The sequence below is a fragment of the Micrococcus sp. GbtcB5 genome (assembly GCF_019091605.1).
Taxonomy (GTDB): Bacteria; Actinomycetota; Actinomycetes; order Actinomycetales; family Micrococcaceae; genus Micrococcus; species Micrococcus luteus.
Window position 1 is genome coordinate 1 of sequence record NZ_JAGXJK010000272.1, and the last position, 255, is coordinate 255.

The 255-nt window shown below is 80.8% G+C and carries 1 pseudogene; it reads left to right on the forward strand.

Annotated elements, in window-relative coordinates:
- Positions 1-255: pseudogene (locus tag KVS67_RS12325) on the forward strand (uracil-DNA glycosylase); the annotation flags it as partial.

Below are 255 nucleotides of genomic sequence, written 5' to 3' on the forward strand. Positions count from 1 at the left end.
CTGCACGTCGACCTCGGCATCACCCCGCCCGCCCACGGGGACCTCTCCGCGTGGACGGACCAGGGCGTGCTGCTGCTGGACCGCGCCCTCAGCGTGCGGGCCGGCGCACCCGGCAGCCACCGCGGCCTCGGCTGGGGGCAGATCACGGAGGCCGCGGTGCGGGCCCTCTGCGCGCGCGGCACCCCGCTCGTGGGGCTGCTGTGGGGGGCCGTCGCGCGGCGCAGGGCGCCGCTGCTGTCGGCGGCGGGGGCCGGA